The sequence below is a fragment of the Erwinia sp. genome, from assembly GCF_031978025.1.
Classification (GTDB): domain Bacteria; phylum Pseudomonadota; class Gammaproteobacteria; order Enterobacterales; family Enterobacteriaceae; genus Erwinia.
The window spans coordinates 1-8,584 of record NZ_DALZCD010000189.1; the positions used below are offsets into that span (position 1 = coordinate 1).

The window sequence follows — 8,584 nt, forward strand, 5'->3', positions numbered from 1 at the left end:
GGATGGCGGACTAAATTGTGAGGATGCCCGTGAATTTCTTCCGGCGTAAAGCCGCTAACTTTAATGAATGCGTCGTTCGCGTAGGTGATATGGCTGCTGGCGTCCGTGGTGGACATCAGCGTGGCGTTATCATCAAACACAAATTCCTGCTGCGTTACGGGTTGATTGGTGCGCATGGCGTAAATCCTTGAAGCGGTGGCCGGAGTTGGGCTTTAAAGGGATAAATTATCATTCGTTATATTTTCGGCCCGTTCCGCCCGAACTTTAGTTGCTAAAGTTAAATTCCGTTCAAGCACAAAAAAAGAGCAAAGCCTTACGGGCAGCCAGTCGGCGAGAAAAGAACCGGTTCCAGCTGCCCGCATAACCCTGCTCCAGGCGAGCCATGATTATGTAGAGATGTTTTAGTTTGTTAGCCGGATCACCCCTTCAACAGATCAAAAAAGCCATCTTACGCCTGCGTTATAACCCCAGCCTTTACCGCCGTTACCGTCGATCTCTTTCCGGTAGTCGGCTTCCGCATAAAGCGATACGTTATTTCTGAAGGTGGTGGTGCCGCCAACGCCGATTTCCCCCATTTGACCGAACTTGCCGCTGCGGAAGCTCTGATCAAGCCCTTCCACACCTTTAGCGCCCACGGTAGTTTTGACCTGGCTGTCCCACCCTTTGTAATAATTAGCCCGCAGATAGGGCGTGTACTGGCGGCCGCTGTCGTCGCTCCAGAGCCGGTCCAGCTTCGCGCCAACGCGTCCAATAGTCTGGTGAGCATCGTCGTAGCTGACCGTCAGGTTGTCCTTATCGCTAAAGCTGTCCAGCCCCAGGTGCAGATAAGTCAGCTGGGCTGAAGGCACCAGCCGCAGCCCGTTATCCCAGGCAAACGGATAGCCACTTTCCAGCGAGGCGCTCCAGCCCTTCCCTTTGATTTTCGCCACGTTTTGCGTGCGTGCGATGTCCGTTTCACCGCGATGCCAGCTGTAGGAGAGCGTGCCGTCCAGGTAGAAACCACTGTTCTGTAGCCAGGTGGTATAGAGCGCCAGCGTATCGCTGTCGAAAGTAGTGCTGCTGTAGCCATCCGCCGCGCTCGGGCGGATCCGGCTGTTTCCTCGCGTCCAGGCAATGCCGCCGCGCAGGCTGCCGTTATCGCCATCCAGCTGAACGATGTTTCCTCCTATCTGTAGCGCGCTGTAATCCATATCAAAGTTGTAACCAAAGTCCTTAAAGTTTTGGCTGGTGCCGTAGCGCATATTGGCGCCGGTATAGCGCAGGAACATTTCCCCGCCGTTTTCGCCCTGCTGACGCAACTCACCCAGTCGGTTATGCAGATCGTTAAGCGTAGCGGCCGAGTAGTAAGCCAGCCCTGTTGGTACGGAGAGATAAGACGGAACTTGTGGCACTACCGCCGCGCGGGAGGCTCCTCCGTTGCTGACCAGGCCGTTAGCCAGACGATAATCATGGAACTGGCTGTCGCGACTTTCGACCTGCCGTTGGGAGGCGTCGCTGCTGCCCGGTGCAAAACTGTAGAGGTCGTAACGCCACGGGCCGGCCGCCAGATAGCCGCCCTGAAGCGCAAAGCTGCGGGCGCTGGCACTGCCCGTCACCTGCACCAGAGAGACGCCTTCATTAGCATCAATCACACCGTTTTGGTTGGCATCGCTCAACGCGCCGGTGCTGTCCGCCACGGGCGTAACGCTGAGTAGCGTGGTGCCGTTAACATCGCCATTAACGTGCAGCCTGTCGCTAAGCTGGCTGCCGCCGCCAGGCGCGCTGGCAAGCTTCAACTTGCCGTTCAGGGAGTTCAGCGTGCCGTTAATAGTTAACGTGTTCCCCGGCGAGCCAACGCCATTAGTAAGATCCAGCGTTCCGGCATTATTTACTACCAGCGAATCGCTGCTGCCGCCTGCCAGCACGGGGTTAACACGGTTTCCGGCATAAAGCGTGGACTCACTGTCGATATTCAGCGTGCTGTGCGCCAGTTTCAGGTTGTCGGTCAGCGTCCAGTCAGTATGGTAGAAGTTGAGGGTGCTCCAGCCAGCCCCGAGGTTGACGCCCCGGCCGGGATCGTCGCTGGCGAAGGAACCGCCGCTGGCCGCGATTTCACTCAGGCTGAGCGTGCTGCCTTCGCCGCCTGCCGTGGTGATATGGCTGACGTTAGCCAGACTGACGTGCTGCACAAAGGCCTGGTTATTGATGCCGTTGCCCATCGTCAAACTGCCATCAAGCGTGCCGCCGGTCAGCGTCAGCGTATCGGTGCCGTTACCTGTATTAACGTCGCCCAGCACCGACCCGCCGATCAGGGCAATACGATCGTTCGTCGCGCCACCCGCCACAATAACCGTATCGGCATACTGCGCGGCAATTGTCCCTTCGTTAATAAATACCGTATTGCCGCCGCGCAGATCGATAACGGGTGCCGCCGTGCTCCAGGAGAAAATGTCGCCGCGGTTTATGACTTCGCTGGCAGTCTGACTGACAATGGCTGAGCCACCGCTTTCGGTAGTGATATAGATGTTCCCCTCGGAAATCACTTTGCCCGTGGTATTGGCACGGATCCCCGTTCCGTCACTGCCGACAAGAATAACCATACCGTGTGGCAGCAGCATGTCGGCATCGGTGGTGGATCCATCGGCATTAGCGAAGGTATAGCCCGTTGCGCCACCGGAAGGTTCGATAGTAACAGTGCCCTGCGGATCGAAAGCGGTGGCCGATCGGATGCCGCTACCGCTGCCTCTGGCGTAAATATAAGTGTTGGTCAGGGAAATATTGCGGGTTTCCGCCACATTATTAATGGCGCTACCGCTGCCGTTCACCGTCAGCGTAGCGCCATCAACGGACAGCCCGGCGGCCCCTTTATCCAGCAGAATGGCATCGGCGTTCCCGTTGCCCGTAACCTGGTTACGGAAGATGCCGTCGCCGTACAGCGCAAAATGACCGTTATTGCCCACGCGTATGGCCGCCGTACCGCCCGCCGTCAGCTGAGCGCTCTCAGGAAAATAACGCGCGGCGCCTTCGATCACCTCCATAGCAACCCCGGAAGCGACGGTCATAATGCCGCGCATAAAAAACGAGCCGCTGTTAGTTACCCGAATGCCGGTGCTGTTGTCGCCGGTCAGGTTTACCGACGCCGTCTCTGCCAGGGTAAGGTTCGCGCCATTTTGCATGTCGAAAGCTATGGCGTTAGCGCCGTCGCCGGAAACGGTAGCGCTATCGTAAACCGACGCCCCTGAGCCGTCGGCACGAAGGCCAACCGCCCCCTGCCCGACCACGTTGATCGGTCCGGTGATGCGAGCATAAGCGCTGCCGCCCTCCTCGGCCCGGAGCCAAACGGCGGTATTGCCCGTGCCGCTTAACGGGTCGACGCTGCCGTTAACGTTAATCCTCCCCTCGGAGTAGATGTTGGCGAAATGGCCGCTGCTGGCGATCGCGTCGATCCCGACGCCATTATTGCCATTCAGATTGATCGTACCTGAATTGCCTACAAGGCCGCTGTTGCCGGAATCGATCGCTATCATCGCGATACTCTCCTCCGGGCCAAACATCGCCTGACCGTTAACGTCGATAACGCCATTATTTTGCAGGCGAGCGTTCGGACCATTCACCACCTTCATCGCGGCACTGCCCTGGGTTTGCGAACCGAGAACGATATGTCCTTCGTTAATGGCGCTGCCGTCCGCCACCATATTCACGCCGACGGCACCGCTTAGCGGCGTATCGGTAACGGCATCCGTCAGCCGATTTTGCGGCAGACGCCCCAGCCAGAGCGTGCCGTCGGCAGCATTGACGAAGCTGGCACCGTCGCCGTTAACAAACACGCCGCTGGCTCCATTCCCCATGCCTGCGTTGATGTTGCCGTGATTGGTCGCGCTGCCGTCAAAGATCCCCAGACCGGTGCCGCTGCCGACAACATTGATTACGCCGTTATTAGTGAAGCGGCTCTTCCCCTCAAGCCTGACCGCGTTGCTGCTGTGGCCTACCGTACCGCTGTCCACGCCCGTACCATCAGCCTGGTTGAAAAAGCCGCTGTTAATGACGCCGTTATTTATGCCGACGCTGCCGCTAAGCAGATTCAGGGCGTCGCCGTCGGTACTGCCGTTGCCGGTGCTGGCAACTTTGCCGTTAATTATCGCGGTACCGCCGTTCGCCGCCAGCACCGCGCTGCTGGCGTTGACTACCTCCAACGTTTTATTGACCGTGACCGTGGCTTTTTCACCGTCAGCACTAAGTACCACCAGCTCGCCAATGGGTTGTGCCGCCTCATCATTCGGATCCTGCGCCACAATGCCGTAAACAATTTGCCCGCTGGTGATAGTGACGGCTTTATCCAGCTCGTCACGATAGCGTTCGGTGTCGAGTTGACCTCTTTCCAACTGCTCGATCAGCCAGCTGTTATAGCTTTTAAATGTCTCAAAACTGGTTACGTTGAATTGCGTAGTGACGTTATTCCGCGTGGTAACGCTGAATGCGCCTTTGTAATAGGCTACGCTGTCCACGGGGAGGGTCAGATAAGGCCCGCCGACAGGCGGAAGCGCGGAAGTAAAGGTCAGGCGGTTATCCGCATTCCAGTTCATAGTGCCGCTGCCGGTGGCCGCAAAAAGCCGACTCTGTTTGGCCGCCATGCGCCAGCCGTTGGTTGCTGATGCCGTTGCCGCACCTGCCTGGCCGATCTCCACGTTGATGGTGCCTTTACTGACCTGCGCCACGCGAGCGTTGACGTATTGTCCGCCCTTGACGTCAACATAGTTTGGCACCGGCGTGTCCAGGCCAATCGGCGGCACTTCGATCATATTGGCGGAGTTAAATACATCAAAGGGGCGATAGCCGCCGTTCTCCCAGTCCGGCACGCTGATAGTGTAATCGCTGGTCCCGGGATCCAGGCCCGGTCTTTCCGCCAGTGAAAGGTCTGGATTATTGACCCGGCCTTGCAGCTCTCGCAGGGTAAAGCTTTGCGCGCCGCTCAGCCCCGGCAAAAACTGCTGGTTTCCGCTAAGCGTTTGCGTGGAACCGTTACAGACGCAAAAGACACCTGCCTTATTATCGTTAACATAGGGAGAAAAAGGTTTCAGCGTGGCGGCCTGGCTGTAAAACGCAGGGGCTATTATGCCCTGTGCCGCAATAAGGCTTAAAAAAAGGGGATGTAATTTAAACAAGGATATTTCCTCCAGAGATGAAGAAAAAACGCCTGAAAGCATCACGCCCTAAACCTGCCTTTTCAAAAGCAGATGACGTAATGAATAATTAAGGTTTGTTACTAACAATCACATCATTACCGGCAGCAAAGATCTATACGAAATAACGGCAGCAAACGACATTTCTGACAAAATAAGAATAATGCCGTATTTATTACATTAATAACCGGCCCTTTATTAAACGCTATTCTTTTGATTTTTACACAAATTCACTGCCCTTTCAGGGCTGAGATAAAACACTATTTTATGACAGGTTAAATGAGGAAAGTAAAAAAAGAGGGAAATAAAATAAATACAGACTGTGTTATCGTCAAATAATTATGATTAAAAAAAAGTGTTAATTCTATTCAGGTAAGAAGTAAATAATCTCTTTTTTGCTTATCGGGTTGCCTGACCGTTACGCTTTAACCAAAAGAAAAAGATAAAAAAAATGGCCCGAAGGCCATTTTAATTTTTGTCGTTTTTAGCGTAACGCTACGGCAATTATGAAGCGGATGACAGACGGGCCTCGTAGGCTACCGCCTGTTTGGCATCAAACTGATGTTCCCACTTGGCGATCACCAGTACCGCCAGCGCGTTACCGACCACATTCAGCGCGGTGCGCGCCATATCCATGATACGGTCAACGCCTGCGATAAACGCCAGGCCTTCCAGTGGAATGCCGACGCTGCCCAGCGTAGCCAGCAGTACCACGAAGGAGACACCCGGTACGCCTGCAATCCCCTTCGAGGTGACCATCAGCGTCAATACCAGAACGATCTCCTGCCCAATAGAGAGGTCAATTCCGTATAGCTGCGCAATGAAGATAGCCGCGATGCTCTGGTAGAGCGTGGAACCGTCCAGATTAAACGAGTAGCCGGTCGGCACCACGAAGCTGGTAATAGACTTAGGCGCGCCGTAAGCCTCCATTTTCTCCATGATTTTTGGCAGCACCGTTTCGGAACTGGAGGTGGAGTAAGAGAGGATCAGCTCATCTTTCAGGATACGCATCAGCGTGGTAATGCGCAGCTTACAGAGTCGTGCGACCGACCCCAGCACCACAAAAGCAAAGAACAGAATAGCGGCATACACCAGGATCACCAGCTTGGCCAGCGGCCACAGCGAGGCAAAACCAAAGTTAGCAATGGTCACGGAGATCAGCGCAAAGACGCCAATCGGCGCATAACGCATAATCATGTTGGTGACTTTAAACATGGTTTCTGAGGTGGAGCGAAACACTTTCACCAGCGGATCGCGATGTTCCGCAGGCAGTGAAGAGAGCCCCAGACCAAACAGGACCGAGAAGAAGATGATCGGCAGCATGTCGCCTTTAGCGATCGCCGCGAAAATATTCTGCGGGATCAGCGACAGGATAGTGGTCACCAGGCTATGTGCACCGCCCTGAACCTGCGCCGTTGTGGCTTCATACTTAGAGATGTCCACCGTTGCCAGCGTCGACATATCAATGCCGTAGCCAGGTTTAAACACGTTCGCCAGGGTAATCCCTACCACAATGGCAATGGTGGTTATCACTTCAAAATAGAGGATAGTTTTTACGCCGATCCGCCCCAGTTTTTTTGCATCGCCCACGCCGGCGATCCCGACGATTAACGTAGAAATCACGATAGGCACAACAATCATCTTGATCAGATGGATAAAGATATCCCCGGCAGGACTGAGAAAGTTAGTGATTAGCCATTCACGGTTCTCCGGTTGATTATGCAGTATCGCGCCAACGACGATCCCCAGTACCAACGCCGTCAATATTTGCCAGGCAAGGCTGAATTTTGCAGCTTTCATAATAGTTTTTTCCTTAACAAAACCCGCTCTCCGCGTCGTTAATGCGGAGCAGTCACTCTCAAGGGAAGCAGGCCGATGTCGGCGAATGCGCGGATAATGGATGGTTGATACCTGATTTGCAGGCGCGTAATCAGTACCATTTTCACAGGTATAAATGCAACCCTAAGTGATATATGGCTAAACTATCATCATCGAACAGGATAAAGCTCTGGAATCGATGCCTTATACTAACCCTTTGTTATAATTAGTAATATATCACCACACTTGTGCATAGCTATGCCGTTAATCACCGGGCTTCAGGCAAACTACCCGGTTTAGTTGTGCGCGTTTTGTGCAGGCCGTTTGCGTTAAGCGGTGAATGAGTGGGCAACGCTTGTAGAAAGTTCCACCGTATTATGGTGACCTTTTGACCCTTTTCATCACCTGACGTTATGGCGTGATCCATGGCGCAAAAAGCAAACAAAGCCCCGCGGCTCGCTCCATCTAACCTTTGATTGACATATTATTAACATCTTCAAGGAGAGTAGCCATGAGCCAACAACACCGACATCCCGTTCCCGCGAACATTGCGGAAAATACGCTGATTACTGCCCAGCAGTACCAGTCGATGTACCAGCAATCCGTACAGGATCCCGAAGCGTTCTGGGGCGAACAGGGTAAAATCCTCGACTGGATAAAGCCGTACACGCGCGTGAAGAATACCTCTTTTGCCCCGGGCGATATCAATATTCGCTGGTTTGAAGACGGCACGCTAAACCTGGCGGCCAACTGCCTGGATCGCCACCTGCACAGTCGGGGCGACCATCCGGCCATTATCTGGGAAGGTGACGACGCCAACGAAAGCAAAACCCTGACCTTTCGCGAACTGCATCGTGAAGTTTGCCGCTTCGCCAACTCGCTGAAAGAGCTGGGCATCGGTAAAGGCGACGTGGTGGCTATCTACATGCCGATGGTGCCGGAAGCTGCCGTCGCTATGCTGGCCTGTGCACGCATTGGCGCGGTGCATTCGGTTATTTTTGGCGGTTTCTCGCCGGAAGCCGTTGCCGGCCGTATTGTCGATTCTGCCGCGAAACTGGTGGTCACCGCCGATGAGGGCATTCGCGCCGGTCGTGCTATCCCGTTGAAGAAAAATGTCGACGAAGCGCTGGCTAATCCCAACGTCACCACGGTCGGCAACGTGGTGGTCTTCCGCCGCACCGGCGCGGATATCGACTGGCACAGCCGCGACTTATGGTGGCACGAGCTGGTGAACAAGGCCAGCGCACACCACCAGCCGGAAGAGATGAATGCGGAAGATCCGCTATTTATCCTTTATACCTCGGGTTCCACCGGCAAACCGAAAGGCGTGCTGCACACTACCGGCGGCTATCTGGTTTACGCGGCGACAACCTTTAAATATGTCTTTGATTATCATGCCGATGATATCTATTGGTGTACCGCCGACGTCGGCTGGATCACCGGCCACAGCTATCTGCTTTACGGTCCACTGGCGCTGGGCGCGACCACGCTGATGTTTGAAGGCGTGCCGAACTGGCCGAAACCGAGCCGGATGGCAGAAGTGGTCGATAAACATAAAGTTACGCTGCTTTATACCGCACCTACGGCAATCCGCGCGCTTATGGCAG

The 8,584-nt window shown here is 54.6% G+C and carries 4 protein-coding genes; 1 reads left to right on the forward strand and 3 read right to left on the reverse strand.

The window, feature by feature from the left end:
• The 3 genes from RTK32_RS14880 to gltP all read right to left on the reverse strand — a co-directional run.
• A partial coding sequence (locus tag RTK32_RS14880) for a PAS domain S-box protein (RefSeq protein ID WP_312045328.1) occupies positions 1-176 on the reverse strand: 176 nt, incomplete at its 3' end.
• A gap of 258 nt (positions 177-434) precedes the next feature.
• Complete coding sequence (locus RTK32_RS14885; protein WP_312045323.1) at positions 435-5,141, reverse strand: autotransporter outer membrane beta-barrel domain-containing protein; 4,707 nt, start codon at positions 5,139-5,141, stop codon at positions 435-437.
• Positions 5,142-5,663: 522 nt separating this feature from the next.
• Positions 5,664-6,959 (reverse strand): glutamate/aspartate:proton symporter GltP, encoded by a 1,296-nt coding sequence (gene gltP / locus RTK32_RS14890; RefSeq protein ID WP_312045325.1) that lies wholly within the window; start codon positions 6,957-6,959, stop codon positions 5,664-5,666.
• A gap of 529 nt (positions 6,960-7,488) precedes the next feature.
• Here gltP and RTK32_RS14895 point away from each other — a divergent pair.
• Positions 7,489-8,584: AMP-binding protein (locus RTK32_RS14895; RefSeq protein WP_312045326.1), on the forward strand; the 1,096-nt coding region annotated here is incomplete at its 3' end.